Here is a 264-nt window from a genome sequence, read left to right as displayed (position 1 = left end):
GGCTCGTCATCGCGAAGATACCGAGGACGATGAAGCCGAAGTGCGAGATCGACGCGTAGGCGATCAGCCGCTTGATGTCGCGCTGGCCGACGGCGAGCAGCGCCCCGTACACGATGCTGATCAGCGCCAGGACCAGGATCACCGGGGTGGCCCACTTGCTGGCCTCCGGGAAGAGCTGGAGGCAGAAGCGCAGCATCGCGAAGGTGCCGACCTTGTCGACGACCGCGGTGAGCAGCACGGCGACCGGGGAGGTCGCCTCGCCCA

1 protein-coding gene is annotated in these 264 nt (G+C 67.4%); it reads right to left on the bottom strand.

Annotated elements, in window-relative coordinates; all coding sequences use genetic code 11:
• On the bottom strand, window positions 1–264 hold a 264-nt coding region (locus G3I42_RS33025; protein ID WP_275405317.1), incomplete at both ends, for a proton-conducting transporter membrane subunit.

This window comes from Streptomyces sp. SID11385, from assembly GCF_010548245.1.
Classification (GTDB): domain Bacteria; phylum Actinomycetota; class Actinomycetes; order Streptomycetales; family Streptomycetaceae; genus Streptomyces.
Note: the sequence above shows the minus strand (reverse complement) of the source record. Positions and strands in the feature narration are given on the sequence as shown.